26 protein-coding genes are annotated in these 26,101 nt (G+C 40.8%); 13 read left to right on the forward strand and 13 right to left on the reverse strand.

Annotated features, from left to right (window positions below):
* Positions 1–6 precede the first annotated feature (6 nt).
* Positions 7–483, reverse strand: coding sequence for an RNA pyrophosphohydrolase (locus tag J2Y37_RS09055; RefSeq protein ID WP_004668505.1), 477 nt, complete (start codon positions 481–483; stop codon positions 7–9).
* Positions 484–667: 184 nt separating this feature from the next.
* Between J2Y37_RS09055 and J2Y37_RS09060 the strand changes: the two genes are divergently transcribed.
* Positions 668–1,318 (forward strand): HAD family hydrolase, encoded by a 651-nt coding sequence (locus J2Y37_RS09060; RefSeq protein ID WP_349032605.1) that lies wholly within the window; start codon positions 668–670, stop codon positions 1,316–1,318.
* On the opposite strand, the gene J2Y37_RS09065 is transcribed toward J2Y37_RS09060, so the two are convergent.
* From J2Y37_RS09065 to J2Y37_RS09075, 3 genes are all read right to left on the reverse strand, one after another.
* Positions 1,315–2,172 (reverse strand): LysR family transcriptional regulator, encoded by an 858-nt coding sequence (locus tag J2Y37_RS09065; RefSeq protein WP_004668510.1) that lies wholly within the window; start codon positions 2,170–2,172, stop codon positions 1,315–1,317. The genes J2Y37_RS09060 and J2Y37_RS09065 overlap by 4 nt on opposite strands.
* A gap of 60 nt (positions 2,173–2,232) precedes the next feature.
* Complete coding sequence (locus J2Y37_RS09070) at positions 2,233–2,442, reverse strand: DUF2061 domain-containing protein (protein ID WP_212749344.1); 210 nt, start codon at positions 2,440–2,442, stop codon at positions 2,233–2,235.
* A gap of 376 nt (positions 2,443–2,818) precedes the next feature.
* Positions 2,819–3,484: a hypothetical protein gene (locus J2Y37_RS09075; protein ID WP_004668515.1), complete on the reverse strand. Its 666-nt coding sequence runs from the start codon at positions 3,482–3,484 to the stop codon at positions 2,819–2,821.
* Between the two features lie 293 nt (positions 3,485–3,777).
* Here J2Y37_RS09075 and leuC point away from each other — a divergent pair, with 293 nt between their 5' ends.
* The 4 genes from leuC to leuB all read left to right on the forward strand — a co-directional run bounded on the left by leuC (position 3,778) and on the right by leuB (position 7,669).
* Entirely contained in the window at positions 3,778–5,196 is a 1,419-nt protein-coding gene (gene leuC, locus J2Y37_RS09080; RefSeq protein ID WP_004668517.1) for a 3-isopropylmalate dehydratase large subunit, read from the forward strand.
* A gap of 12 nt (positions 5,197–5,208) precedes the next feature.
* On the forward strand, positions 5,209–5,856 hold the full coding sequence (gene leuD / locus J2Y37_RS09085) for a 3-isopropylmalate dehydratase small subunit (RefSeq protein ID WP_004668518.1): 648 nt from the start codon (positions 5,209–5,211) through the stop codon (positions 5,854–5,856).
* A gap of 114 nt (positions 5,857–5,970) precedes the next feature.
* Positions 5,971–6,546, forward strand: a complete 576-nt coding sequence (locus J2Y37_RS09090; protein ID WP_004668520.1) for a hypothetical protein — start codon at positions 5,971–5,973, stop codon at positions 6,544–6,546.
* Between the two features lie 43 nt (positions 6,547–6,589).
* Positions 6,590–7,669, forward strand: coding sequence for a 3-isopropylmalate dehydrogenase (gene leuB / locus J2Y37_RS09095; RefSeq protein ID WP_004668521.1), 1,080 nt, complete (start codon positions 6,590–6,592; stop codon positions 7,667–7,669).
* 57 nt (positions 7,670–7,726) lie between these two features.
* Here leuB and J2Y37_RS09100 read toward each other — a convergent pair whose 3' ends face one another.
* A complete protein-coding gene (locus tag J2Y37_RS09100) occupies positions 7,727–8,134 on the reverse strand; it encodes a hypothetical protein (RefSeq protein ID WP_349032606.1) in 408 nt (135 codons plus the stop codon).
* 231 nt (positions 8,135–8,365) lie between these two features.
* Complete coding sequence (gene infA / locus J2Y37_RS09105) at positions 8,366–8,587, reverse strand: translation initiation factor IF-1 (RefSeq protein WP_001284370.1); 222 nt, start codon at positions 8,585–8,587, stop codon at positions 8,366–8,368.
* Between the two features lie 229 nt (positions 8,588–8,816).
* Between infA and J2Y37_RS09110 the strand changes: the two genes are divergently transcribed.
* The gene (locus tag J2Y37_RS09110) at positions 8,817–9,827 is read left to right on the forward strand and encodes an AraC family transcriptional regulator (RefSeq protein ID WP_004668526.1); all 1,011 of its coding nucleotides are present in this window, start codon (positions 8,817–8,819) and stop codon (positions 9,825–9,827) included.
* A 44-nt stretch (positions 9,828–9,871) separates the two neighbouring features.
* Here J2Y37_RS09110 and truA read toward each other — a convergent pair whose 3' ends face one another.
* The 5 genes from truA to asd form a co-directional block, all read right to left on the reverse strand.
* Positions 9,872–10,669: a tRNA pseudouridine(38-40) synthase TruA gene (gene truA / locus J2Y37_RS09115; protein WP_004668529.1), complete on the reverse strand. Its 798-nt coding sequence runs from the start codon at positions 10,667–10,669 to the stop codon at positions 9,872–9,874.
* A 15-nt stretch (positions 10,670–10,684) separates the two neighbouring features.
* Complete coding sequence (locus J2Y37_RS09120; RefSeq protein WP_349032607.1) at positions 10,685–11,650, reverse strand: asparaginase domain-containing protein; 966 nt, start codon at positions 11,648–11,650, stop codon at positions 10,685–10,687.
* 64 nt (positions 11,651–11,714) lie between these two features.
* Positions 11,715–12,923, reverse strand: coding sequence for a hypothetical protein (locus J2Y37_RS09125; RefSeq protein WP_349032608.1), 1,209 nt, complete (start codon positions 12,921–12,923; stop codon positions 11,715–11,717).
* A gap of 65 nt (positions 12,924–12,988) precedes the next feature.
* Positions 12,989–14,416: a hypothetical protein gene (locus tag J2Y37_RS09130; protein ID WP_349032609.1), complete on the reverse strand. Its 1,428-nt coding sequence runs from the start codon at positions 14,414–14,416 to the stop codon at positions 12,989–12,991.
* A gap of 186 nt (positions 14,417–14,602) precedes the next feature.
* The gene (gene asd, locus J2Y37_RS09135; RefSeq protein WP_004668535.1) at positions 14,603–15,721 is read right to left on the reverse strand and encodes an aspartate-semialdehyde dehydrogenase; all 1,119 of its coding nucleotides are present in this window, start codon (positions 15,719–15,721) and stop codon (positions 14,603–14,605) included.
* A gap of 180 nt (positions 15,722–15,901) precedes the next feature.
* On the opposite strand from asd, the gene J2Y37_RS09140 reads away from it, so the two are divergent.
* Complete coding sequence (locus J2Y37_RS09140; protein WP_349032610.1) at positions 15,902–17,044, forward strand: endonuclease/exonuclease/phosphatase family protein; 1,143 nt, start codon at positions 15,902–15,904, stop codon at positions 17,042–17,044.
* Between the two features lie 248 nt (positions 17,045–17,292).
* Here the strand turns inward: J2Y37_RS09140 and J2Y37_RS09145 are convergent, their stop codons facing one another.
* Positions 17,293–18,228, reverse strand: coding sequence for a lauroyl acyltransferase (locus J2Y37_RS09145; RefSeq protein WP_349032611.1), 936 nt, complete (start codon positions 18,226–18,228; stop codon positions 17,293–17,295).
* A 138-nt stretch (positions 18,229–18,366) separates the two neighbouring features.
* Between J2Y37_RS09145 and J2Y37_RS09150 the strand changes: the two genes are divergently transcribed.
* Positions 18,367–18,912: an O-acetyl-ADP-ribose deacetylase gene (locus tag J2Y37_RS09150; protein WP_349032612.1), complete on the forward strand. Its 546-nt coding sequence runs from the start codon at positions 18,367–18,369 to the stop codon at positions 18,910–18,912.
* A gap of 49 nt (positions 18,913–18,961) precedes the next feature.
* On the opposite strand, the gene J2Y37_RS09155 is transcribed toward J2Y37_RS09150, so the two are convergent.
* Positions 18,962–20,860: an ATP-binding cassette domain-containing protein gene (locus J2Y37_RS09155; RefSeq protein WP_349032613.1), complete on the reverse strand. Its 1,899-nt coding sequence runs from the start codon at positions 20,858–20,860 to the stop codon at positions 18,962–18,964.
* A 32-nt stretch (positions 20,861–20,892) separates the two neighbouring features.
* Here J2Y37_RS09155 and J2Y37_RS09160 point away from each other — a divergent pair, with 32 nt between their 5' ends.
* The 5 genes from J2Y37_RS09160 to J2Y37_RS09180 all read left to right on the forward strand — a co-directional run bounded on the left by J2Y37_RS09160 (position 20,893) and on the right by J2Y37_RS09180 (position 25,987).
* The gene (locus tag J2Y37_RS09160) at positions 20,893–21,138 is read left to right on the forward strand and encodes a SlyX family protein (RefSeq protein ID WP_004668540.1); all 246 of its coding nucleotides are present in this window, start codon (positions 20,893–20,895) and stop codon (positions 21,136–21,138) included.
* 95 nt (positions 21,139–21,233) lie between these two features.
* The gene (locus tag J2Y37_RS09165) at positions 21,234–21,683 is read left to right on the forward strand and encodes a hypothetical protein (protein WP_349032614.1); all 450 of its coding nucleotides are present in this window, start codon (positions 21,234–21,236) and stop codon (positions 21,681–21,683) included.
* Positions 21,684–21,716: 33 nt separating this feature from the next.
* Complete coding sequence (gene topA / locus J2Y37_RS09170) at positions 21,717–24,356, forward strand: type I DNA topoisomerase (RefSeq protein ID WP_241323284.1); 2,640 nt, start codon at positions 21,717–21,719, stop codon at positions 24,354–24,356.
* A 90-nt stretch (positions 24,357–24,446) separates the two neighbouring features.
* On the forward strand, positions 24,447–25,205 hold the full coding sequence (locus J2Y37_RS09175; RefSeq protein WP_349032615.1) for a hypothetical protein: 759 nt from the start codon (positions 24,447–24,449) through the stop codon (positions 25,203–25,205).
* Positions 25,206–25,414: 209 nt separating this feature from the next.
* Positions 25,415–25,987, forward strand: a complete 573-nt coding sequence (locus J2Y37_RS09180) for an HdeD family acid-resistance protein (RefSeq protein ID WP_349032616.1) — start codon at positions 25,415–25,417, stop codon at positions 25,985–25,987.
* Positions 25,988–26,101 lie beyond the last annotated feature (114 nt).

Consider the following 26,101-nt stretch of genomic DNA (forward strand, 5'->3'; position numbering starts at 1 on the left):
TAACAATTAACGCTGAGGTAATTGTATGCACAATTCCATCATGGCTTTACGGTAAACATCACGTTTGAAGTTGACCACTTGACCCAATGGATACCAGTAACTCACCCATTGCCATTCATCGAACTCGGGTGGGTCTGATAGGTTTAACTGAATATGATGGGGCGAAGCCGTTAATTTCAGTAAAAACCACTTTTGCTTTTGTCCAATACATATCGGATCTGAATCTGACCGAATGTACCGATGTGGCAAACGATAACGCAGCCAACCTTTAGTTTGCGCTATAATTTGGACGTGTTCGGGCAATAAACCGACTTCTTCTCTCAGTTCACGGTAAAGTGCCTGCTCAGGGGTTTCTCCAAACTGGATACCTCCTTGTGGAAATTGCCAAGCATTGTGACCAATGCGTTTTGCCCATAAGACGTGTCCGTCATCGTTTGCCAAAATGATCCCGACGTTGGGTCGGAAACCTTCTGAGTCGATCATTTGGCTACCTAAATTTTGTCTATATCGTTGACTTTGATATCGGGGACAGTCACGCTTGCACGTCCAACTCGAAAAAGATCAAAGTAAAATGTTTAAAATTGCTATGATCTTAACGAATTTTTAGTGACTTACGGAAATAGATTTACGTTTTTTTTCTTTAATTTGCATTTAAATGAGCATTTATATGAAATTGGCTTTGTTTGATTTAGATCACACCCTGTTAAATACCGATTCTGACCATTCGTGGGGTGAATTTTTGGTCAATGAAGCTTTGGTCGATCCAGTTCATCATCGTCAAATGAATGACAAGTTTTATGAAGACTATAAAGCAGGGCAACTTGATCCGATTGCTTATAATGAATTTGTTTTTGAGTTTTTGACCAAACATGACAATGAGTATTTAACGGAACTTCATCAGTTATTTATGCAAAAAGTGATTCGTCCACAAATGCGCCCTAAAGGTTTTGAGGCAATTCAACGACATCAAGCGTTGGGGCATGCGATTGTTGGGATTACTGCGACCAGTGATTTTATTACTGCACCGATTTTCCGTGAATTTGGCATTACCGAAATTATTGCCACCAATGCTGAAGTGATTGCAGACAAATACACAGGTAAAGTAACGGGCGTGCCATGCTATCAAAAAGGTAAGTTGGTGCGCTTGGATCAATGGTTAGCAGGTCGTGAAGTAGAGGAGTCTTGGGCTTATTCGGATTCGATTAATGACCGTTTCTTATTAGAGTATGCAACCCATGCCATTGCGGTGAACCCTGATGACCGTTTAGAAACACTCGCTCAAGAGCAAGCATGGGAAATCCAAGACTGGTCGATTTAGGTCATCATCCTAATTAACTCTTCAGCAGCTTTAGACTGAATGCGGGCAGGGTGCCACACCATGCCCAATTTGCGCTGCATATCTAGATTCAAATCTAATTGTTGTAAATCATGATTGAGTAATGTCTTTGGTAACACTGACCAACCTAAGCCAATCGAAACCAACATTCTGATGGATTCTAACGGGTTATTGCTCATGCTGATCTTAGGCTTTAAGCCTTTTTTCTCAAATTCAGCCAGAGTGATTTGACTGGTATAAGTGTGTGCTGCTGGAAGTAAGCTTGGGTAGGCAATCAGGTCTTCGAGCTTCAGGTTTTGTTGTTGTGCTAAAGGATGAAAGGGCGACGCGACAAAAACCAAAGGATCATTCCAAATCGTCACATAACGCAGACGATCATCCCCAACAGGTGGCAAGGTCAAAAATGCAAGTTCTAATTCGCCAGCGAGTACGTGCTCATGCGCTTGTTCAGAATCGACGAAATGAACATCTAAAGTGACTTTGGGAAAATGCTGCACAAAGTTTTTGAGTGGTTCTGCCAAATGATGCAATCCAATGTGATGGCTGGTTCCGATTTTTAAGCGACCTTGTACCTGCGCTTGCTCATGGCTTAAAGTATGATGAATCTCGCCAAGTTCGTTGAGCCAACCTCTTACTTTAGGCAACAGTGAGTGTGCAGCATAGGTAGGTTGTATTCCCCGTCCTGCGGATTCAAATAGCTTGACATCAAAGTACTGTTCTAAGCTATGAATCCGTTTGGTGACCGCAGGTTGAGTTATAAATAATTGTTCTGCCGCGATAGAAATAGAACCTGTTTCCATCACTTTTACAAATGCTTCAAATGCAGCAAGGTTCATAGGGATGTATCCAAGAACATTTTAAAAATTTAACCAAGAGCTTGATTTACTTTATGTCATTTAACCAAAACGACTCCAAACTTTTTCATGGAAGAAAAAAGCAAATGCCTGTACGGTTGGTTCAAGTAAGCTCAAGGTTGCGGACACGAGTAAGTTTCCTGTAATCGCATAGGCGACTAGCATAGCAACACTAATATGTAAGATGTAGTAACTCAAGGTCTTTTTGAGCGTCCGTTGATTGTTTATCACGAATTGTTGAATATTCGCCATTGTAAGCACCATCGTAAAACTTAATTATTTAAATGATAATCATTATTGTTTGTAAAGTAAAAAAGAAATTTTGATTTATGGTGATTGGATTTGTGAATGTATCTTTTACTGGTGCTGTAAAATCAACAACAACTTGAACACCCATTCTTATTCTAGTTGGATACTTTAATATACTTACTCATAAATTAAAGCGTCGCTTTACTTGGACAAGTTTCAAAAACTACACGACTTTTTATCCCATTTTTTGCGCATAGGCTCACTCTCCAAATTGAATATATGTGATCGCTTCCCTTCGACATGCTCAGGGGACATTACGCTGAGCATGTCGAAGGTTTTTTAATTGAATGACTACTTTTATGGATGAGCTTATGAAATTTTAGATTGAGCCTAAAGCATTTGTTTTAAATTCACTGATACATTCATCCGCATGTGATTTAAGAGCAGCCTTTAACACAGCAGCATTATTTGCAATTAATTGGTCATAAGATGGTGAATTTTTTTTGTCGTCTTGTTTTTTTGAACAAATGCTTTCAGCAATGACTTTTTTATTCTTAGTATCAATCAATCTTAGTTTTGCAGCGTATACAACTCGATAGTTATTCCAATCTGAAGTGTAGTAAATAGACTGCCAGTATGTTGTTTGAACATCGAGTAGAATATCTGCCTCTTTGTGCTGTTCAGCAAGTGTTTTAATATTATTCGTTGCGGTCGTAGATGTGCTTGTTGTGATATGCGTTATCCCTAGTTGGCTCTCTAGTGTTTTCGCTAGTTCATTCGCTATATAGATCGCAGGATCTTCTACCTGATTTTCGTTGATGATCTTGTTGCCACTAGATATCTGAGCAGCCAGTCCAAGAAGAGCAAACTGTACATTTAATGCCGTAGTTGCTAAGAAAGATGGTTTTTCTCTTTTGGAGATAATCAAGGATGTTGGATTTGATGCTTTTACAGTATTTACATTAAGTTTCTGAGTTGGGGTGCTTGCACATCCAGTGAAGAGAGAGACGAATATAAAAATAGATGGGAATATAAGTTTTTGCATTGATTTTGTATCCGAAAGGCGTGAGTTGCTTTATAAATTTCTGAGGAATTATACAAAATTAGTTATTTTTTGGTTAACTATATTTTTTTATGAGTTATTAGATAGGTATTGTCGTCTTATCTCATGGTTGATGTATTTAAAGTACATTAAATTTTATCAAGGAAATCCTAAGTCATTCCAAAAAGTTTGTTAATTTATAAAAATGATAAATTAGATTTATGTAAAACCATTGTTATAATCAGCTTAAGATTAAATTACCCAGTCCTATGACAAGCACGATGGAGAGCGATGACATGGCAGGCAAGACATTGTATGACAAATTATGGGATGACCATTTAGTAACGCAACGCGATGATGGTTCGTGTTTGATTTATATTGACCGCCACTTATTGCATGAAGTCACCAGTCCTCAAGCCTTTGAGGGTTTACAGCTTGCTGGTCGTCAACCATGGCGTTTAAGTGCCAATGTCGCAACACCTGACCACAATGTTCCAACCTCTAAAAAAGAGCGTGAACAAGGGATTGCAGGAATTGAGGACGAAACCTCTCGTATCCAAGTGCAAACCTTAGACGATAACTGTAAAACATTTAATATCGTTGAATTTGGGATTAATGACATTCGCCAAGGGATTGCGCATGTTGTAGGCCCAGAGCAAGGTTTAACTTTACCGGGTATGACCGTGGTTTGTGGTGACTCGCATACGGCAACGCATGGTGCTTTTGGTTGTTTGGCACATGGGATTGGGACATCAGAAGTTGAACATGTATTGGCAACACAATGTTTAGTACAGAAAAAATCTAAAAATATGTTAGTCCGTGTGGATGGTGTATTGGGCAAAGGCGTGACATCGAAAGATGTGGTTTTGGCCATCATCGGCAAGATTGGTACGGCTGGTGGTACAGGTTATGCAATCGAGTTTGGCGGACAAGTGTTCCGTGATATGTCGATTGAAGGTCGTATGACAGTGTGCAATATGGCAATCGAAGCGGGTGCCCGTGTTGGTATGGTTGCAGTGGATGACAAGACTATTGCCTACGTAAAAGATCGGAACTATGCACCTAAAGGCGAACAGTGGGAACAAGCGGTAGAATATTGGAACACTTTACATTCTGATGAAGACGCTGAGTTTGATGCTGTCGTTGTATTGAATGGCGCAGAGATCGAGCCACAAGTGTCTTGGGGAACCTCTCCAGAAATGGTGATTCCAGTTACGCAAGCAGTACCGACTTTAGAACAAGCCAAAGATGATGTACAACGTAATGATTGGACACGTGCTTATCAATATATGGGCTTAAACGCGGGTCAGGCTTTGGCTGATATCCAATTGGATCGCGTCTTTATTGGTTCATGTACTAACTCTCGTATTGAAGATATTCGTGCCGCTGCCGAAGTCGTGAAAGGTCGTAAAGTCGCTTCAAGTATCAAACAAGCGATGATTGTTCCGGGTTCTGGTTTGGTTAAACAGCAGGCAGAGCAAGAAGGTTTGGATCAAATTTTCTTGGAAGCAGGTTTTGAATGGCGTGAACCGGGTTGCTCAATGTGTTTGGCAATGAATGCGGATAAGTTACAACCAGGTGAGCATTGTGCATCAACCTCAAATCGTAACTTTGAAGGTCGTCAGGGCAATGGTGGGCGTACCCATTTAGTCAGTCCAGCGATGGCGGCTGCGGCAGCGATTGCAGGTCATTTCGTTGATGTTCGTTCATTCTAAGGGAGCAAAATCATGGAAAAATATACTGTAGAACAAGGTATTGTTGCACCTTTAGATCGTGCCAATGTGGATACTGATTTAATTATTCCGAAACAGTTTTTAAAATCAATCAAGCGCACTGGCTTCGGCGATAATTTATTTGATGAATTACGTTATTTAGATGAAGGTTATTTAGGTCAGGACATTAGTAAACGTCCTAAAAACCCTGATTTTGTCTTGAATCAGCCTCGTTATCAAGGTTCAACGATTTTATTGGCACGTACTAACTTCGGTTGTGGTTCAAGCCGCGAACATGCACCTTGGGCATTAAATGAATATGGTTTTCGTACCGTGATTGCGCCAAGCTTCGCAGATATTTTCTTTAATAACTGTTTTAAAAATGGCATGTTGCCTGTGATCTTGTCTGAAGAGATTGTAGATCAGTTATTTAAAGAATGTGCTGAAGAAGGTTATCAATTGACCATTGATTTGGAAGCACAACAAGTACGTACGCCAACAGGTGAAGCCTTCAATTTTGAAGTTGATCCATTCCGCAAACATTGTTTGCTGAATGGTTTAGATGACATTGGTTTAACTTTACAAGTGGCTGATGAGATTCGAGATTTTGAAGCGAAAGCCAAACAAGTGCGTCCTTGGGTATTTGATGAAATCAAAGCCTAATTGTTTGAATACAATTTGAACATAATCATGGCATAGCGATACAACTCTTGTTAACATGCAAACAAAGATTAATTTGCTTGCATGTTGATATGACATGAGGACTGGGCCCGAACAATGAGAAGGATATTAGCACGCAATATTTTGCTGTGTTTATGTGTTGGTACGACTTTAACTGCCTGTCAGAATACACAAAATGTGGTTGATCAAGTTCGTATTGCTCAAAATACTTTAGAGCAGAGAGCGAATAACGCAACTTTATATTGTTCAGGCGTAGAAAATTGTGAATTTGCACGTATCGATGATACTGAGGTGATTAATGCGACCTCGCATCGCATCAGTCGAGAGGCGATGGAGCGAGGCATTGTGAGACTACAAGGTTCGGTTTTTAGTCGAAAACAACAAGTCTATCTGAGTGTTCCTGCCAAAGAATATGAAGTCGTGATTCGCTTTTATCCAATCTCTTTAGATCGTGCGGAGACTTTTCATGTCATTCATGAATTCAAGCCTTATTTAAACTATACCTTTAAAATGTATAGAGATAGGCCATCTGGTTCGGGGAGTTTATTAAATGTCTCTGCACCTGACCCGCTATGTGTTGATTTGCAGCAGGAACAACGCACGATTCGCCGTTTTTGCCGATCTTATGATGTCCGTAAAGGCTTAGGCGAGTTTGTTGAAAGAAGAGTTTAATTGGCTTGCAGTGTAAACTGCTTATATCAAACTGGAAAAATAGATGTCTAAACATATTTTAATTTTAGCGGGTGATGGTATTGGCCCTGAAATCGTGGGCGCTGCTGAAAAAGTTTTAACCAAGGTCAATCATAAATTTAATCTAGGTTTGACATGGGAACATGGTTTGCTCGGTGGTTCAGCAATTGATGCACATGGCGAACCCTATCCAGCTGTGACCAGTGAACAAGCCAAAAAAGCAGATGCAATTTTATTAGGTGCTGTAGGTGGTCCTAAATGGGACAGCATCGAACGTTCGATTCGTCCTGAACGTGGTTTACTCAAAATCCGCAGTGAGCTGAATTTATTTGCCAATTTGCGTCCAGCGATTTTGTATCCACAATTGGCTGACGCTTCAAGCTTAAAACCAGAAATTGTTGCAGGTTTAGATATTCTGATTGTGCGTGAGCTGACAGGTGGTATTTATTTCGGTCAGCCTCGTGGTATCCGTGAACTCGAAAACGGTGAAAAACAAGGCTATAACACTGACGTTTATTCCGAAAGCGAAATCAAGCGTATTGCTAAAGTCGCGTTTGAGCTGGCTGGCTTACGTGGTGGTAAAGTGTGTTCAGTCGATAAAGCCAATGTGCTTGAAGTGACTGAGTTGTGGAAGCAAACAGTAACCGATTTACAGCAAGCGCAATATTCAAATATTCAGTTATCGCACATGTATGTCGATAATGCTGCGATGCAATTGGTTCGTGCACCTAAACAGTTTGATGTGATTGTAACAGGCAATTTATTTGGCGATATTTTGTCGGATGAAGCAGCAATGTTGACGGGCTCAATCGGTATGTTGCCTTCAGCATCATTGGATGAAAAGGGCAAAGGCATGTACGAACCATGTCATGGTTCTGCACCAGATATCGCAGGTCAAAATGTCGCAAATCCACTTGCCACTGTGCTTTCGGTTGCAATGATGTTGCGCTATACCTTCCGTGAAGAAGCAGCAGCCAAAGCGATTGAAGATGCTGTTGGTCAAGTATTGGATCAAGGTTTACGTACCGCGGATATTATGTCTGAAGGTATGACCAAAGTGGGTACAGATGCGATGGGTGAGGCGGTTGTTTCAGCACTGAGCTAGATTCTATATTGAAAAAACGCAGCTAAAAAGGCTGCGTTTTTTATTTGGTATATTGATTTAGCACGCTTTACCTTCATAGCGAATTGAACGCGCAATCTGTTGCTGATCTAACTCAAAAATAATATGGCAATAAAAATTCACATCGTAGGATTGTTGGCCCGTTTGAACCGCACCTATACGTGCAGAACTCCCCATGCCTGAACCAGATTCACCAAATGATTGTGGCATCGGCACTGGAATGTTGATTGGACGCAGTACGGTGAAAATCAAAGAACGATCAGTTTTTTTAGGTTGTTTTAACGTTTGAAAGCCTAAATCGTTCAAATTGAGCTTGTTTTGAATGTCATCGGCTGACTGCCCAATATAAGGCTGTAAGTAATCTTGCAGTTGAACAGATTGCCATCCCGGTGTTGCGCAACCTTGTAATAGTAATGCGAAGAAAATAATAAAAAATTTATAATGCATTGTGACTATTTCCTTATTTTTGGAATAAATAATTTTTATATTTTTGAGCAGCGAGCGGGAGAGACGTATTTAAATCTATCCGTTCTGGAGACGATATTATATTACAGCAATACTGACATATCGCTGAGGATACCTTAAACATTTAAGTGATTGCTAGACCGTTAAATAGCGCATTCGCTTATCGCTTGTAAAAAAAGCCACGAGATGTGGCTTTTTTGCATTCACTAATTCTTAGCGCGCACGATAAGTGATACGACCCTTTGTCAAATCATAAGGTGTCATTTCAACTTTTACACTGTCACCTGTCAAAATACGGATATAGTGTTTACGCATTTTACCAGAAATGTGAGCAATAACTTCGTGACCGTTTTCTAAACGTACACGGAACATCGTATTAGGAAGCGTTTCGGTGACAACGCCTTCGAACTCAATGAGTTCCTCTTTATTGGCCATAGCCTACCTGAGATCAAATTGGAAAGGCGCAAATTATAGTCAATTTATTTAAAATTTACAAGATATAAGCTAAGCAAGGCTGTCAGATATTAATCAAAAGAACTGTCAGACAATTTATAAATTTTTTTTAACAAAAGAAGCAGAATAGTGTTGTCAGTTTGGTCAATCAACGTTAATCTAAATTTATTGTTCATTGTCACAATAAAGTATCTACAGGGAAGGGCACTGCGTGGGTCAGTTAACAGATGCATCGGTTGTATTGCGCTTTGGTTATCAGGCAATTCGTAAAGCAGGATTACCAACCGAAGAGATTTTAACAAAGGCAGGGGTTGCACTCAATCAAGTTGATACCAATGCGAGAACGCCATTAAGTGCACAGCATGCATTTTGGATTGCTGCTCGGGATGTGAGTAATGATCAAGATATCGGGCTGCATTTAGGGGAATATTTACCGCTATATCGTGGTCAAGTGATTGAGCATTTATTTATCAGTAGTGAAACCTTTGGTGAGGGCTTAAAGCGAGCACTGGCTTACCAACGTCTGATTAGTGATGCTTTTGATGCGAAACTTATTGTTGAAGATGGGCGCTGTTATTTAAGTAACGGTGAACAATTATGGCCTGACCAATTTGTTAATCGTCATTTTTCTGAATGTGTATTTTCTGGTATTTTACGTTTCTTTAAGTTTATTACTGAAGGTCAATTTCAGCCAATTTATATTGATTTTAATTTCAGTGAAGGGGCTGAGGATGACGAATATTTTAGAGTATTTGGCTGCCCCGTTAGCTTAGGACAAAAAGAGACCCGACTTTATTTTGATGCTGCGGTGTTAGATTATCCTTTGTGGCAAGCTGAACCAGAGCTACTACAATTGCATGAACAGCTTGCCATTGAAAAATTACAAGAGCTTGCACGCTATGATCTCGTTGGTGAAGTTCGTCGTGCGATTGGTTCGACCTTGGAAAGCGGTGAGACCACATTGGAAACTGTTGCAGCGCAACTCAATATTACACCGCGCCGTCTAAGAACACAGCTCAGTGAAGCAAATACCAGTTTTCAGCAAATTCTTTCAGATTATCGCTGTCGTCTAGCGAAAAAATTACTCGCAAATACCACTGAAAGTGTTGAGCGTATTGTGTATTTAACAGGTTTCTCTGAACCAAGTACTTTCTATCGTGCATTTAAACGTTGGACCAACGAAACCCCAGTGGAATATCGTAAACGTAAACAGCGCCAGTGATTTAAACTGATTCAACGAAGCCTTATCAAAAAGATAAGGCTTTTTTATTCAGCCAAGTTTAACCACTGCGGTCCCAGTGGCGGCTGTGGTAAGTCAAAGTGTTCTGGATAATACGCCTGAATAAAATAAAGCCCATCCGCTGGTGCTGTTACACCAGCCGCCTTGCGATCTTCAGCCGCAAACATGGTGTCAATATGTTCAATCTCATAGAGCCCTTGTCCGATTTCAAGCAAACATCCCATAATATTTCGGACCATATGATGTAAAAAACCATCGGCTTGAATATCGAGGACGAGATAGCGACCATGTTCAAACAGACGACAATGTTTGACATGACGCACGGGTTGATTGGACTGACATGCAGCGGCGCGGAAAGATTCAAAATTATGAGTGCCTTCAAACTTTGCTGCGGCAGCGATCATTTTTTTTACATCTAAGTTTTGATAGAGATGAGTGACTTGTTTGTGTAGTAGCGCAGGTCGCATTGGAGCGTTATAAACAACATAGCGATAACGTCGCGCAATTGCTTTAAAACGTGCATGGAAATTTTCATCCATACATTTGATCCATTGAATCGAAATATCTTTAGGAAGTTGACTATTTGCACCCATGATCCAACCACGTTCAGGGCGGATGGCTTCAGTATCAAAGTGTGCCACCATATTGGTGGCATGTACGCCTGCATCGGTACGTCCTGCACCATGTAAAATAATGGTTTCGTTGGCGACTTTGCTGAGGACTTTTTCAATGGTTTCTTGAACACTTGCAATGCCCGCTTGTTGGGTTTGCCAACCACGGTATTGAGTACCGCAAAATTCAATACCGATTGCATAACGTTGCATGTCTTAACCTCAAGATTAGTGTTGCTGCCAATGCTCAAACCATTGATCATGGGTCGGGTATTTTAAATACATTTGCAGCACTTTTGCATATAAATCAGCATGGCAGTGACAATCATTGATCAAAACTTTAGCTGATTTAATCCAAGCGCTCACCGCATAGCGCTGATCAAGCTGTCCAAAGGTCACTTGAGTGCTAATAATTGAAAGACATTGCTTGTGATACAGAGCATCAAATAACGCTAAAATCTCATCATTCACTGCGATATTGCCAGTGCCGAATCCTTGTAACACGAGGAAATTTGGTGGTGCAGCCAAGATATTATTTAACTGCGATAACAGTTGCTCTTTGCCAATCGGTTGTAGCATAAGATTGAGCATACTGAGTTGTGCGGCTTGTTCAATATGTTCATTTTGAACAATAAAATAATCAGCCGTCGTTTTACAGGTTTCATTTGCATCTTTACCTGCAAAAGCATCAAGTTCAGTAGTGTGAACCTTTAATGTCGTTTGTGCGTGGAAAACTTGCTGATGGAATGCCAGATAAACCCCAGCAGGCCGTTGTATGACTTGCTCAAGTGCAAGAGATAAGTTGCTCAATGCATCTGTAAACTCTCTGGTATCATTGCCTTCAATATTGAGTAAGGGGTATTGGCTGCCCGTAATAATCGCGTGGCAAGAATGCCCCAAAAAGCGTGCAAGCGTTGCTGCCGCATAGCTTAAAGTATCAGTGCCATGAATAATCACGAAATGCTGATAATTTTTGAGTTGTAACTGTTGAATTTGTTGTACTAACTGCAACCAATCAGTCGCTGTACATGCGCTACTATCTTGAATACTGGGTGCGGCAAAACACTCTACATCTAAGTGAGGTGGAATCACTTTTTTGAGTGCTGGTAAAAAATTTTGCTCTGGCATTGGCATCAGTGGTTCACCCACACAGCCAAAAGTTCCACCCATATAAATTAAAGCGATCTTTTGCATAATAAAAAGTTTTTCATCATAAAAAAAGCAGTCATAGAGACTGCTTATATTAGACCGATACGCTTCAAGACGCTATTTTATTGAGTAATTTTTCTGAACGTTGTTGTTGTTCTTGGTTGAGTTGAAGCTGATGGTTTTGTAATAGTTCACGGGCAGATGCATAAGCACCAAGCTCAATATATTGTTCAGCTAGATCTAAGTTAAGTTGAGCTTCATCTAACTGTTGTAAATCTGGGAATGATTGAGCTAAAGGATCGTTGAGTTCTACAGCTGGTGTTTGTGGAATCGGCTCAGCGACTTCTAGGCTTGGTTCAGTAGCTGTGGTTGGTTGTGTAAGGTCAAAAGAAAACTCGGTTTTTTCAGTCGCTGCTTGTTTTTCACTATGATGTTGTGGTTGATCAATATTGAAATCTAAGCCAGGCGTTTCGGTGATATTGTCATTCTTGATTTCACTTTGGCTAGATGTTGCATCTAAATTAGAGAAATTAAAATCTAAGTCAGGCTTTGCGTCATTGCCCGATAATGCTTCAGTCGCAGGTGCTGAGTCGGATGAAAAGTCTAAAGCAGGTTGCTGTTGTAGCTCAGTCGTCGGTTTGACGGTTTCTTTCTGTTCAAATGAAAAGTCGAAATCTAAAGCTTGAACCTGTGCCGCTGCTTCAGCAGGTTTCTCTTGCTCAGCAGGAGCAGTGTATTCAGATTGTATATCCTCAAAAGTTGGTTTGGCCGATGTTTGGACTAATGCATCAAAGTCGGCCGTTTTATTTGGTATTTCTGCCGTTTCAATAACTGATGGTGTTGAATGCGATTTGAAATCGATACTATCAAATGATTGCGTATTTCTGATGCGTTCTTGATTTTTTGCTTCAGCGGCTTGTGCAATATCCTCAAGCTTTAGTGCGTGTACATGCTTGATCAATTGATCAATCGCAAAGTCATCCTTTTGTGCTAAATGGATATCAAGTAAAAATAGATAAAGCTCATGTTGGGAGTTGTCTTGCTTTAAAGCTTGATTGATTTGTGCTTCGGCAGATTGATAGTTACCGCTTTGAATTTGTTGCGTAAGTTTTTGACGCAAGCTTTCTGAAATTGCAGTCGTTGCTGGAGGGGCAGACTCTCGTTCTTCACGTGCGAGTGCAGTGCGCGTCGCCGCTTTCTTTGCTGTCTTGCTGGTACTTTTCTTGGATGCCGCATGATTTTGAGTGTTCTCACGTTTCTTTAAAACGATCGCAATGACCAATACGATGACGAGCAATACAATTATTATCGTTGACATGATCCATACCCCTTTAAAAAATAGAACCGCTTTTATCCAAATCTTTGAGAATCTTCTTCCATAACTCAGCGTGTTGGTTTTTTAGTTTCCTGCTGCGCTTTCAGTTGATCTTGCAGCTCAGCAAGTCGAGCATTTAAAAGCTGAATCCGTTGATCCTTCTGGCGTAAGGCCAATTCCAACTGTGTTACGTTTCTTTGTAATGTAACGGTTTTTTCCCGTGCTGTCATAACTTTTAATGATAAGTCAGCGCTGGTTTTCTGTTGTAATGTGTCTTTTTTGGCACTTCCTATGCTCGAATCTTGATTGCTTTCAGCGACCAAAGACATTTCTGCTTGTTGTAAGCGATATTTGGCTTTTTCGGCAGGTGCAGCTAAAGTTTTTGCTGCAACTTGATTGGCATTTTGATTTTTGCGAGCAGGGATTGAATTAAGATCGAAGTTTAAATGTGAGCCTTGTCTAAGTCGGCTGGCACTTCCTCCGATAAAGGCATGTTCATTTTGTGCTTTAATCTGTTTCATTACTTGTGGGAGGGGTTGTTGGGTTTCAGCAGAAATCCGCTGAGCAATACTCCACAATGATTCATTGCGTTGAACTACATGCTTTTGGTTATTTACGAGTGTTGAATGGTCTGCTGCGGTTTTTTTCTTTGCTGGTGGAGTGGTATTTTTAGCTTGGTGTTGAGTTTTACTGTTTTGTTGCGCATTTTCAATCTCCGTGCCCTTCAGCTCGCTCTCAGAGATTATAGGGTTTATTTGCGCTGGAGTACTTACTGTTTGATTTTCTGATGCGAATGTTGTGCTGTCATGCTTCACGGCTGTTGCTTGTTGGTCTTGGGCTGTGGAAGCAACGGAGGCCACTTGAGTATTCGTAGTTTGTTCGATTGGCTGCACTGCGGTATTGGTGGTTGCAACAATGCGGGTCTCAGAAATATTCAATACCGGCGGAAGTGCAAAGGGCACATTCAGCAGTTTTTCATGTTTTAAATCAGGTTGGGTGCTTGCGATATAGCGTGTGCTTTCAGGTAGATTTAAGGCAATATCTTTTTCACTGACAATAAACTTGGGTGTCAGTGATTTCTCACTACTGGTTTTGGTCTCTGATGCAGTTATTATATTTTTACGTATCGGTTGTCGAATATGCTTTAAGTGTGCAGATTCGCCTTCTTTAATTTTAAGGATAATATTCAGTTCAGGATCAATCATCGGGCGTGATGAAGTAATGACAATGACTCCTTCACCTCGATTATTGTGACGTGTAAAAAAATTGAGTTGTGACGGAGGTTGATGCATAGCTCCCATCATGCGTAAATCCTCTGGTGTGGCTAGACTTACGTCAAATTTAGAATTTCGATCTGCTTGATGGAAGCTCATTTCTGCATAAAGTAACTCACCCGGTGCAGACTTGATTTGCAGTGGGTCAAAGGTAATCGCATAAAGTTGTTGCGAAGATAAAATGGCTAAAATGGCAATTTTTAATTTGTTATTAACAGTCATCTCGATCCATGAAAAGTGATGTTTTAGTTAGGTCATAAAGCCTGCTGATATTTCAGCCATGGTGAAAGATCAACAAGGTCTGAGTATACATTATCGTGATGTAAATGAATTGTAAATTGTTCATATTTAATAATAATAAAAAGCCGATCAAGTGTGATCGGCTTTTGGTTTTTGGTGTTATTTTGCTTAGGCGTTCTTGTATTCAACTAAAATACGTAGCATACGACGCAATGGCTCTGCCGCACCCCAAAGGAGTTGATCGCCTACTGTAAATGCGCCTAAATACTCTTTACCCATATTGAGTTTACGTAGACGGCCAACAGGAACGGTTAAAGTACCCGTTACCGCTACAGGAGTAAGATCAGTCATCGACGCTTCACGAGTATTCGGAACAACTTTCGCCCATTGGCTTGAGTTGCGAATCATCTCTTCGATTTCATCAAGTGGCACATCTTTTTTGAGTTTCAATGTGATGGCTTGAGAATGGCAACGCATTGCACCGATACGAACACAGTGACCATCAATTGGCACGATTTGCTGATTACCCAAAATCTTGTTGGTTTCGACTTGACCTTTCCACTCTTCTTTTGATTGACCACTTTCGAGTTGTTTGTCGATATATGGAATCAATGAACCCGCCAATGGCACGCCAAAGTTTGCTTTAGGGAAATCGTCGCCACGTTGTAAGTCAGCGATTTGACGGTCAATATCTAGAATCGCAGATTTTGGATCATCTAATAATGTTTTGGTGTTGTTATACAAATAACCCATACCCGTGATCAGTTCACGCATATTTTGTGCACCAGCACCAGATGCTGCTTGATACGTCATCGAGGTTGCCCATTCCACCAAATTATTTTGGAACAGTGAACCTAAGCCCATCAACATTAAAGAAACAGTACAGTTACCACCAACGAAGGTTTTAGTGCCATTGACTAAACCATCTTTGATCACATTTAAATTGACAGGATCAAGTACAATAATGGCATCATCAGCCATACGCAGGGTTGATGCTGCATCAATCCAGTAACCGTTCCAACCTTCTGCTTTCAGTTTTGGAAAAACTTCAGAGGTGTAGTCACCACCTTGACAGGTTAAAATGACATCCATTTGCTTCAGACTGCTAATGTCTGTTGCATCCATAAGTGCTGGGGCAGTCTTACCACCAAATGAAGGAGCTTCGCCACCTGCATTACTGGTAGAGAAGTAGAATGGCTCAATGTGAGCAAAATCATTCTCTTCAACCATACGTTGCATCAGGACAGAACCAACCATCCCACGCCAACCGACCAGACCTACTTTCATGTCATTTGCCTCGGTATGTAAAAACTTTTAAGGGGCTTGAGTGTATCAAAAGTGAACGCAACTGCAAGTGTTACATGAATAAAACAGTTGATTTATTGTGTGGAATTATTTGTTTGTGTTAGATGAAAAATTGATAAAGCCGTAACTTTATTGAAAATCCACGAAATCTCCAAGAGTAAAATGAACATGATATGGATTGAGATTTGCGCAGTATTGGTTATTTGGTTAAGTGTATGGTCCTTGATTCCCCGTGATGAATGGTGGTTTAGGGGAGCAGACTTTCCTCGATTACAGATCTTAGCGTTTGGAATAGCGACTTTAGTTGCTTTACTTTTTATACCCGCTGAGTGGACTTTACAAAGAGAAATATTACTTTTAGGTGTGATCGCAGCAGTCGCCTATCAATTAAAAATGGTGTTGCCTTATACCCCGATATGGAAGAAACAAGTTCAACAGGTGGGTCAGGATCAATTAAATCCTGAACAACAAATCTCTTTACTTGTTGCCAATGTCTTAACACCCAATGATAAATATCACTTATTACTGCAACAGATTGAAAGTTTAAAACCTGATGTTGTGTTAACACTTGAGTCAGATATTGCTTGGCAAGATGCATTAAAGCCGATAGAGGAAGATTATCCCTATCGAGTAGCAGTGCCGTTGGATAATCTTTATGGCATGCATCTATATAGCCGTTTGCCGTTAAATAACACTGAAGTTAAATTTATTTTAAGTGATGAAATTCCATCGATTCATGCAACTTTACAGTTACGTTCAGGGGTTCAGGTTCAACTATATTGTTTACATCCTAAACCACCAAGCCCTACTGAAGCCAAAGATTCGACCTTGAGAGATGCTGAGCTTTTAATTGTAGGTGATCGAATTAAAGACTTAGATCAAAGCTGTATTGTGATGGGGGATTTAAATGACGTGGCTTGGTCAAGAACAACTCGCTTGTTTCAGCGTATCAGTGGTTTACTCGATCCACGAGTAGGTCGCTACTTTATGAATACTTTCCATGCTGATTATTCATTATTACGGTGGTCTTTGGATCATATTTTCCATAGTGCTGATTTTGGTTTGGTCGATATGAAGCGATTACCTTATATTGGTTCAGATCACTTTCCTGTGTATGTTGTATTGCAGACGGGGCGGATTTTTGAGCAACAGCAGCAAGAGTTGGAGCAAACGCAAGCCGATGAAGAAGAAGCACAGCAAGCAATTCAAGAGGGAATAGAAAAGGCGGAGCGAGAAGAAAAGGCGGTGGTAGATGAGCTTGCCCAACCACATAAGGCGATGATGGCGACGCCAGATAAACAATGAACGGTGTAAGCAATATCGTACAATGATTTAGGTCTGTAGCGAATAGTCCTACAAGTTTAAAAGGTTTATTCTAAATACATCAGCACAAGGACGCAGGAATGGATTTCCGCTTAAGGATAGCAACGCTGAGATGGAAAAAGTCATCATGGATATGATGCATGCGATGGAAGCAAGATAATAAAAAACAGAGCGAAAGCACAACCTCATTTGCCCGAGTTTTGCAGGATGCAGAACTCGGGTTTTAATTTTTAATAAATCTGCTCATACCCTTCAGCACGTGTTTTAAAACGACGATGGAACCACATCCATTGTGTTGGCGCGATTCTGAGTTGTGCTTCAATAATTTTATTGACGCGAATCGCATCAACAACTTCATCTTCGCTTGGCATATTTTCCACAATAGGTTCAATCAACACTTTATATTTTGGGTTGCGTATATCACCGTAGCGATAAAAATAAAGCGGGATTGCCACAGCGTTAGAAATTTTTAATAAACGACGATGGGCAGTGACGGTTGCTGCGGGTACGCCAAAGAAAGGAGCCATTACCCCTTGTTTTAAACCAAAATCTTGGTCTGGGCTATACCAAATCGCACCGCCATTTTTGAGTCTGCGAATGAGTCCACGCATATCATCGTGATCAATTTGATGATTATAAATCGTGGCTCGACAGCGATAAATAAACATATCCAGCATCGGATTATCTTGTGGGCGATAAACCACATCTGGTTCAAAGTATTGAGAACAGAGATAGCCTCCTGCATCGAGTAGGGTACTGTGCGTTCCTAGCAATAGTACGCCATGACCTTGTGCTTGGGCATTTTGAATGTGTTCCAGACCTTCAATATGGTGACGGTTCTTAAACCATTTGGGGCTATACCACGCATTCAGGGTTTCAAACATGCCAAGCATCATGTCAATGAAGACTTTTTTTGCATTGGTTTCAACTTCCGCTGACGACCATTCAGGGAAACATACTTCCAAATTCCTTAGCGTGGTTTTACGACGTGATCGGAGTAAAGACCAACATATATGCGCCAAGCCATGTGCCAAGCGCCATTGTATTGCCCAAGGAAGGATTGCCAATAACACGAGAAAGAAAATGCCAATCCAATTCTTCCAATATTTTGGTAATAAAAATTCCCATCGAAATTCGCCAGGAATATAAGACTGTTGTTGGCTCATAGAACTTTGATATGTGAATTAAGTTGAATTTTTGAAAAGTGTAACATGAAGTGGGTTTTTAATTCACGAATGTAACTGCAGAATCAATCTATTCTATTGTAGAGTGTATATTTGAAAGTAAATCGGAAAGGAAAAATTTTGAAAAAAATAACAATTGAACAAGGTGATATTACTCAAATGAGCGTTGATGCAATTGTCAATGCAGCAAATACCTCTCTCTTAGGTGGCGGCGGTGTTGACGGCGCAATTCATCGAAAAGGTGGTGCTGAAATTTTAGCAGAATGTCAAAAGATTCGTGCGAAGCAAGGTGGTTGTAATGTTGGCGAAGCTGTTATTACGACCGCAGGAAATTTGCCAGCTAAACATGTCATTCACACTGTTGGTCCAACGTGGGTTGATGGGCAAAATAATGAAACTGTATTATTAAAAAATGCGTATAGAAATAGTTTTAAGTTAGCAGAAGGTTTACAACTAAAAACGCTAGCATTTCCAAATATTTCAACAGGTATTTATCGTTTTCCGAAACAACTCGCAGCGCAAATTGCATTGGAAATCATAAGTGATGAATTGGATAAAGCAGATTTTGTTCAAGAAGTTATTTTTGTATGTTTTGATGATGAAAATTTTAGAATTTACCAATCGCTTGCAAGTGAGTTTATAGCCAAAGGAATTGCGTTTAATTAAATTGAGTGAGCATCTACTCTATAAAGAATAGATGCTCAGTGAACTTAGCTTAATTGCCTTTCGACATATTTTCTAAGATATCCCAACGTTCTAACTTTTCGAGCAGTAATTCTTCAATTTCTGCGAGACGTTGACTTGCCAATGTAGCTGCATTGGCATCGCTAAGAAACCATGATCCATCAGCCAACTTTTCTGAAAGTTCCGTTTGTTCCGCTTCTAGCTTTTCCATTTCTGCTGGAAGCTGCTCTAACTCACGTTGATCTTTATAACTGAGTTTGACTTTCTTCGGTGCAGTTGCGGCTTCAGCCTTAGCTTGTGCTTTTTTTACATCGCTTTTCTGATCAACCACAGTTTGATCAGGGCGTTGTTCTAAATAGTCTTGATACCCGCCAATGTACTCATCAATATTTCCTTTACCATCAAATACCCAAGTTGATGTCACGACATTGTCCATAAAGGCACGGTCATGCGAGATCAATAATAATGTACCTTTATAATCAGAAAGCATTTCTTCAAGCAGTTCAAGCGTGACCATATCCAAGTCATTGGTTGGTTCATCCATCACAATTAAATTCGATGGTTTTAGCAATAATTTTGCCAACAAGATACGGTTACGCTCGCCGCCAGAAAGTGCTTTTACAGGTGTGCGGGCACGTTCTGGAGAGAATAAAAAGTCTTGTAAATAGCTATAGATATGGCGACGATTGCCATTCACATCGACAAAGTCAGAGCCTTCTGAAACGTTTGCCATGACTGACTTTTCAAGATCTAAGGCATTACGTAATTGGTCAAAATAAGCAACTTCAAGCTGTGTACCCGTTTTAACTGAACCACCATGCTCAATGGCACCTAAAATCGCTTTGATGAGTGTGGTTTTACCGACACCATTGTCACCGACGAGACCAATACGATCACCACGTAAGACCAGTGCTGAGAAGTCTTTAATAATCGGTGCATTGTTGCCAAAAGTAACACTCAGATGTTCAATATCAAATACCAACTTGCCAGAGCGGTTTGCATCCTGAGTTGCCATGCTGACTTTGCCTTGTTGCGAGCGACGCGCTTTAGATTGTTCACGTAAATCTTTCAACGCGCGAACACGACCTTCATTGCGGGTACGACGTGCTTTAATGCCTTGGCGAATCCAGGTTTCTTCTTCAGCTAACTTTTTGTCAAATAAAGCATTTTGTTTTTCCTCTGCTTCCATTTGCTGTGCTTTAAGCTCTAAGTAGCGAGAGTAGTTACCTTCGTAGCTACGTAAAACACCACGGTCAAGCTCAACAATACGGGTCGCAATGCTGTCTACAAATGAACGGTCATGCGAAATGAACAGTAACGTTAGATTATTTTGGTCAAGCAAAAATTTCTCTAACCATTCAATACTTTCAACATCTAAATGGTTGGTTGGTTCGTCGAGTAACAGTACGTCAGGTTGGGTCAACAGCGCACGCGCCAATAACACACGACGCTTACGGCCACCCGATAAATCAGCCAAATCAGCATGGGGGTCGAGGCCCATTTTACTCAGAATAGAGTTCACTTTATTTTCTAGTGCCCAACCATCTAACTGATCAAGCTTATGCTGTAACATGCCCATCCGATCGCAGGCATCCATATCACCCAGTACACAGCTATCGCTGGCTTCATGGTAGGCTTTGAGTACCGCTGCTGCTTCGCCTGCACCGTCAGCTACAATGTCAGCGACCTTGCCTGAATCCATAGGTACATCTTGGGCTAACATCGAAACAGTTAAACCATTTTGAATCGAAACTTCGCCGCTATCGGGCAATAAGCTTCCCTCAATCAGTTTAAGTAAAGTAGACTTACCTTCACCATTACGACCGATTAAACAGACTCGCTCGCCACGTTCTAGGTTAAAGTGTGCGCCATCGAGTAGGGCAGGCCCACCAAATGCGAGGTGGACATCCCTTAAAGTAATATAGGCCATAATGTTTCCTAAAAGCTCAGATGAGGTCTGAAATGACTAAACAACAAAATTTTGATGATCAAGCGTCATTGTCCGCACCCATTGAAGATTTGCAAGTCCGAATTGCATTTTTAGACGATTTAGTTGAACAACTGAACCAACAATTGGTGATTCAGACACAAGAAATTGCAGATTTAAAAAAACAAATGCAGTTCTTGTATCGTCGCATAGAAGCATCGGATTTGTCAGAGGGCATTGCAACTTTTGATCCAATGAGTGATAAACCACCGCATTATTGATTGAAATAGGCATCCTGAACACATACTGTAAGGAAAACTTGCCTTTTAACTCAAACTTATGTAACGCTAATAAAAGGACGTTTTGAGCGACTTTAATGAGTAATGTTGGAATTTGGATCACGGTAGCGATTGTACTGTTTGTACTTGGCTCGATTTTTGGTTTGCGTGTTAGCCCTCGAGAAAAAGCACTCGGTATAATGCGTGACCAAGCGCGAAAAATGGGATTGCATCCGCGCGTCATCGTTGCGCCAGAGTGGACCAAGATACCAATGGCGACAGAACATCGTGCCAGTATGGTGACTTATTATAGTGTACTGATCCCAGATGCTCGATTGCCACTTATGCGGGCAAGAGTGGTCGATGGGAAACTCCAAGTCGTGCAAGGTGAGCAGAAATTTAATGACTTAGCTATTGCATTAAAAGGAGTTTATGCTATTGATATGCAGGCGAACTGTGTCGGCATGTACTGGGATGAAGAAGTTGATCTTAGAGCTACACAACTCGAAGCTATGAAAGCTTATTTATATGAATTAGCCCAGCGCTAATTATTTGATTTACCACAGGAAAAACGGTTCATTATGGCGAATACTCCACGCTCTGCTGCAAAAAGCACAGCAGCTTCAACCTCTGCTGCAACTAAACGTGCCTTAGTGATTGTGGAGTCGCCTGCAAAAGCGAAAACCATTAATAAATATTTAGGTTCACAATTTATCGTGAAATCATCAGTAGGTCACGTTCGTGATTTACCGACTGGTGGGGGAAGTAAGGCAACTGAAAAGAAGCCTGTTACCCGCGTTAAACTCACCGATGAACAAAAGGCTGAGAAAGCACAATCAGCACTGATTAATCGTATGGGTGTCGACCCAGAACATGATTGGGTTGCACACTATGAAGTGTTACCCGGTAAAGAAAATGTCGTTGCCGAACTGAAAAAACTCGCCAAAGATGCTGATGCAATCTATCTCGCAACGGATTTGGATAGAGAAGGGGAAGCGATTGCTTGGCATTTAAGAGAAGTCATCGGTGGCGATGATAGCCGTTACCATCGTGTGGTCTTTAACGAAATTACCAAAAACGCCATTCAAGAAGCTTTTAAGCAGCCAACACGCTTAGATTTAAATCGCGTCAATGCACAACAAGCACGTCGTTTTCTTGACCGTGTGGTTGGCTTTATGGTTTCGCCGTTGTTATGGGAAAAGATTGCCCGTGGTTTATCGGCAGGACGTGTTCAGTCAGTTGCGGTTAAGCTCGTCGTCGAGCGTGAGCGTGAAATTCGCGCATTTATTCCAGAAGAATACTGGCAAGTCTTTGCAGATACTAAATCGAAAAAAGATGACATTCGCTTAGAAGCGGTGAGACAAGCAGGTAAAACGCTCAAGCTTAAAAATAAAGCGCAAACTGATGCTTTGCTCAGCGTATTAAAAGATGCTGAATATAAAGTTGCATTGCGTGAAGACAAACCAACCAAAGTTAATCCAAGTGCACCATATATCACTTCGACCTTACAACAAGCAGCAAGCACACGCTTAGGTTTCTCAGTCAAAAAAACCATGATGCTGGCGCAACGGTTGTATGAAGGTGGTTTTATTACCTATATGCGTACTGACTCGACTTTTTTGAGTGATGACGCAGTCAATATGGTACGTAACCATATTCAGCAGACCTTTGGCGATCGATATGTGCCTGAAAAGCCAAATCGCTATGGCAATAAAGCGGGTGCACAAGAAGCGCATGAGGCGATTCGTCCATCTGATGTGGTATTAACTGGCGATAAACTTGCTGGTGTAGAGCGTGATGCTCAGCGTTTATATGATTTGATTTGGCGTCAATTTGTTGCGTGTCAAATGACACCAGCCGAATATTTATCTTCAACTTTAACTGTTGAAGCGGCAAATGTAGAGCTTAAAGCCAAAGGTCGTACTTTAGTCTTTGATGGTTTTACCAAAGTCCGCGGTGCCAATAAATCTGATGATGATGTATTACTTCCTGCTGTTAAAGTCGGAGAAGTGCTGAAATTAGAACAACTTGATCCAAGCCAGCATTTTACCAAGCCACCTGCACGTTTTACAGAAGCATCATTGGTTAAAGAATTAGAAAAACGTGGCATTGGTCGTCCATCGACTTATGCTGCGATTATCTCGACTATTCAAGATCGTGGTTATGTCAAACTTGAAAACCGTCGTCTGTTTGCAGAGAAGATGGGTGAAATCGTTACAGATCGCCTCGATGAAAGCTTTAACAACCTTATGAATTATGCGTTTACCGCAGATTTAGAAGGGCAACTTGATAAAGTGGCAATGGGTGATCGGAACTGGAAAGAGCTACTGGATGAATTCTATGGCGATTTCAAAAAGCGTTTAACCAATGCACAAGGCGAAAGCGGTATGCGCCGTAATCAGCCTGTCGAAGTGGCTGACGTGCAGTGCCCTGAATGTTCTCGTCCGATGCAAGTGCGTACTGGTACAACTGGGGTATTCCTCGGCTGTTCAGGTTATAACTTGCCGCCTAAAGAACGTTGTAAAGGAACATTGAATCTGACACCTGTTGAGTCTTTAGCTGTGCTGTCCGATGATGATGGTGCTGAAACAGCAGACTTGATGTCAAAACATCGTTGTCCTAAATGTGGCACTGCCATGGATAGCTATGTGATTGATGGCGGTCGTAAACTGCATGTTTGTGGTAACAATCCTGACTGTGATGGTTATGAGCTTGAGGAAGGTCAATTCAAGATCAAGGGCTATGATGGTCCAACCATTCCATGTGATAAATGTGATGGCGAAATGCAGCTTAAAACAGGTCGTTTCGGTCCATATTTTGCGTGTTCAAGCTGTGACAATACCCGTAAAGTATTAAAGAGTGGTCAGCCAGCGCCACCTCGTGTTGATCCAATCAAGATGGAACATTTACGTTCAACTAAACATGATGATTTCTTCGTGTTACGTGATGGTGCAGCAGGTTTGTTTTTGGCAGCAAGTAAATTCCCAAAAATTCGTGAAACACGTGCACCAAAAGTGGCTGAGTTACGTAGCGTGGCTGAGCAATTGGACGAGAAGTATCAATTCTTATTGCAAGCACCTGATGTAGATCCTGAAGGTAATCCAACAGTGGTGAAGTTTAGCCGTAAGAATCAAGTGCAATACGTGGGTTCAGAAACCTTAGAAGGTAAGCAAACCAAATGGAGTTTAGTTTTCCAAAATGGAAAATGGGTTGAAGCTTAATCATTGATAAAATAAAAATGCTAGCGATTTGCTAGCATTTTTTATAGAACAAATAAAAGCAATAATTAAATTCTACTTGGGGGGTAAGCAATGTGGAAAAATATTCGAGTGGCATGCTTATTGATGGTGCTCTTGGTAGTTGCGGTGAATGCTTATCGAGATCAAAACCAAGATTGGAATCAGCCGATTATCATCCTTTTACATCCGATTAATGCCGATGGTTTAGACACAACGCAACACTATATTCAGCAATTACGATTAGATGACTTTATTGAAGTAAAACAATATTTAGAGCGCAATAGTCAGCACTATCGAGGGCAAAGCAGTTATTTTATGCTGCAAATTGGGCGTGAGCTTTACCATACACCTCCCGCAATGTCAGAGCAGCAGAGTATCTTCAAAAATATTTTATGGAGTTTGAAGTTTCGGTTTTATGCATGGAAACAACGTCAATCGATTGATGGTTATCCAAGTTTAACCTTGTATTTGAATTTTCATGATCCAAAGCAAACCAATATGTTAAAGCACTCTACTGCATTGCAACGTGGTCGAATTGGTTCAGTGAATCTGTTTGCATCACAGAAACAAGTAGATCAAAACAATGTGGTCCTTGTGCATGAGTTACTTCATGGATTTGGTGCCACCGATAAATATGCTTTAGATACGGGTGAGCCCATTTTCCCCATTGGTTATGCACAAGCAGATCAGAAGCCATTGTACCCACAAACCAAGGCTGAGATTATGGGTGGGCGTATTCCACTTTCAGAACACAAAAGTAAAATGCCAAATGATCTAGAGCAAACGATGGTTAGTATGCTTACGGCAAAAGAAATAGGTTGGATCAAGTAAAGTTGGGGCTTTAAAAGGATGGCGAGGACAATGTGTGGATAAGTCTCGATTTACCCACATATAAACAAAACACTTCTTAAATAAAAATGATGAAATAAAACACCAGTTTTCCTGACATTACATCATGAATTATCAACATGCCTTATACAGAAGTTCGGATAAAAGACGCTCAGAATATAAATATAAACTTGATGATAAAAGAGTAAATAATGATGAAAACAGTGGGTAATGACTTGATTCGCAATCAGCTACACGCTGATCGTAAATGGTATCTGTTATTGGGCGTGGTATTGATTATTATTGGTTTGATTCTTTTGGCTGCTTTGCCTTTCGCAACGCTTTCAGCCGTACTTTTATTCGGTGTACTCATGATGTTGGGCGGGGTTTTACATTTTCTTGCTGCATTTATGGTCTTCAAAGGTGGTACACGCTGGTTGTGGGCATTGTTTGGTGTGTTGTATCTCATCGCAGGTTATTTTGCATTTACCACACCTGTGATTACCGCCGTGGTTCTGACTAGTTTTTTAGCAATTGCTTTAATTATTGCAGGGATTATTCGGACTGTGAACGCCTTTATCCTTAGACCGATGTCGGGTTGGGGCTGGGTGCTTTTTTCAGGTGTCGTAACGTTATTCACTGGGGTTTTGATCTTATCCTCACCAACTTCACCTTTCTGGGTACTCGGTATGTTCCTTGCGATTGATATCTTATTTCAAGGCATCAATTATCTGACCTTTGCTGGAGCAATTAAGCAACTCCCACATAGCTCGACTGTGGTTTAAACTGAGTTGTTTGGGTATTAGGAGCATGTGTTGAGCATGCTCTTTTTGTTTTTGTAGCGTGAAATGTTTCATTTCCCTTAGTCTGCTAAAATACCACTTCACTTCAAACTGACC

Origin of the sequence: Acinetobacter sp. 3657, from assembly GCF_031456775.1 — a bacterium.
GTDB lineage: Bacteria > Pseudomonadota > Gammaproteobacteria > Pseudomonadales > Moraxellaceae > Acinetobacter.

Coding starts and splice junctions, on each gene's coding strand:
- leuC (WP_004668517.1), top strand. CDS start 3,778: ATGGCAGGCAAGACATTGTATGACAAATTATGGGATGACCATTTAGTA.
- J2Y37_RS09070 (WP_212749344.1), bottom strand. CDS start 2,442: ATGGCGAATATTCAACAATTCGTGATAAACAATCAACGGACGCTCAAA.
- J2Y37_RS09180 (WP_349032616.1), top strand. CDS start 25,415: ATGATGAAAACAGTGGGTAATGACTTGATTCGCAATCAGCTACACGCT.
- J2Y37_RS09125 (WP_349032608.1), bottom strand. CDS start 12,923: ATGTCAACGATAATAATTGTATTGCTCGTCATCGTATTGGTCATTGCG.
- asd (WP_004668535.1), bottom strand. CDS start 15,721: ATGAAAGTAGGTCTGGTCGGTTGGCGTGGGATGGTTGGTTCTGTCCTG.
- J2Y37_RS09075 (WP_004668515.1), bottom strand. CDS start 3,484: ATGCAAAAACTTATATTCCCATCTATTTTTATATTCGTCTCTCTCTTC.
- J2Y37_RS09060 (WP_349032605.1), top strand. CDS start 668: ATGAAATTGGCTTTGTTTGATTTAGATCACACCCTGTTAAATACCGAT.
- J2Y37_RS09140 (WP_349032610.1), top strand. CDS start 15,902: ATGAACATGATATGGATTGAGATTTGCGCAGTATTGGTTATTTGGTTA.
- J2Y37_RS09100 (WP_349032606.1), bottom strand. CDS start 8,134: ATGCATTATAAATTTTTTATTATTTTCTTCGCATTACTATTACAAGGT.
- J2Y37_RS09130 (WP_349032609.1), bottom strand. CDS start 14,416: ATGACTGTTAATAACAAATTAAAAATTGCCATTTTAGCCATTTTATCT.
- J2Y37_RS09065 (WP_004668510.1), bottom strand. CDS start 2,172: ATGAACCTTGCTGCATTTGAAGCATTTGTAAAAGTGATGGAAACAGGT.
- J2Y37_RS09120 (WP_349032607.1), bottom strand. CDS start 11,650: ATGCAAAAGATCGCTTTAATTTATATGGGTGGAACTTTTGGCTGTGTG.
- J2Y37_RS09160 (WP_004668540.1), top strand. CDS start 20,893: ATGACTAAACAACAAAATTTTGATGATCAAGCGTCATTGTCCGCACCC.
- leuB (WP_004668521.1), top strand. CDS start 6,590: ATGTCTAAACATATTTTAATTTTAGCGGGTGATGGTATTGGCCCTGAA.
- topA (WP_241323284.1), top strand. CDS start 21,717: ATGGCGAATACTCCACGCTCTGCTGCAAAAAGCACAGCAGCTTCAACC.
- leuD (WP_004668518.1), top strand. CDS start 5,209: ATGGAAAAATATACTGTAGAACAAGGTATTGTTGCACCTTTAGATCGT.
- J2Y37_RS09165 (WP_349032614.1), top strand. CDS start 21,234: ATGAGTAATGTTGGAATTTGGATCACGGTAGCGATTGTACTGTTTGTA.
- J2Y37_RS09175 (WP_349032615.1), top strand. CDS start 24,447: ATGTGGAAAAATATTCGAGTGGCATGCTTATTGATGGTGCTCTTGGTA.
- J2Y37_RS09090 (WP_004668520.1), top strand. CDS start 5,971: ATGAGAAGGATATTAGCACGCAATATTTTGCTGTGTTTATGTGTTGGT.
- truA (WP_004668529.1), bottom strand. CDS start 10,669: ATGCAACGTTATGCAATCGGTATTGAATTTTGCGGTACTCAATACCGT.
- J2Y37_RS09145 (WP_349032611.1), bottom strand. CDS start 18,228: ATGAGCCAACAACAGTCTTATATTCCTGGCGAATTTCGATGGGAATTT.
- infA (WP_001284370.1), bottom strand. CDS start 8,587: ATGGCCAATAAAGAGGAACTCATTGAGTTCGAAGGCGTTGTCACCGAA.
- J2Y37_RS09155 (WP_349032613.1), bottom strand. CDS start 20,860: ATGGCCTATATTACTTTAAGGGATGTCCACCTCGCATTTGGTGGGCCT.
- J2Y37_RS09055 (WP_004668505.1), bottom strand. CDS start 483: ATGATCGACTCAGAAGGTTTCCGACCCAACGTCGGGATCATTTTGGCA.